Source organism: Acinetobacter sp. AL9, from assembly GCF_041464035.1.
Lineage (GTDB): Bacteria > Pseudomonadota > Gammaproteobacteria > Pseudomonadales > Moraxellaceae > Acinetobacter > Acinetobacter towneri.
This window is the reverse complement of sequence record NZ_JAYFSK010000164.1, coordinates 1-539: the sequence shown is the minus strand read 5'-3', so window position 1 is coordinate 539 and position 539 is coordinate 1. Positions and strand designations below refer to the sequence as shown.

At 37.8% G+C, this 539-nt stretch carries 1 protein-coding gene and 1 pseudogene; both read right to left on the bottom strand.

The features are described 5' to 3' along the window. Positions 1 to 150: 150 nt before the first annotated feature. Positions 151 to 222, bottom strand: a pseudogene (locus tag ACEO2X_RS14125) (type II toxin-antitoxin system RelE/ParE family toxin); the annotation flags it as partial. Positions 223 to 276: 54 nt separating this feature from the next. Next, positions 277 to 539: integrase core domain-containing protein (locus ACEO2X_RS14120; protein ID WP_371972180.1), on the bottom strand; the 263-nt coding region annotated here is incomplete at its 5' end.

Genomic DNA, 539 nt, shown 5'->3' with positions numbered 1-539 from the left:
AAATGGACAATGCCTATTCAGGAATGGGGACAAACGATTACTCAATTATCCATTTACTTTGAAGGTCGATTAGATGATATAATTAAAATCTAGTCAAATTTACTGACACAGAATTTTGAACGCCCTCTAGGAGGAGACTCCTCCGCTTTTTCAATCTTTAATCCTTTTTTTTGCTTCGTCATAAACTATGCTATCAGCTCGTTTTCCGACGGTAATGGTAATACCCCCATTTTTAATTGAATGAATGGGTAGAAAATCTAAAGCCCTTGTTATTGTTTAAAAAATAGGTGGACAACCATTTACTGACATATGAGGCCGTTCATGATTATAAAAGTACTGCCAGTCAGTTGTATAGTCCTGCACCTCGCTCAGATCTCGAAATAAATACTGATTTAGACACTCATAACGTACTGTACGATTAAATCGCTCAACATATGCATTTTGCTGTGGATTGCCTGGTTGACTAAATACATGCTCAATACCATGCTGATCACACCACTTTTCCATCAGCTCACTTATATACTCTGGGCCGTTGTCGG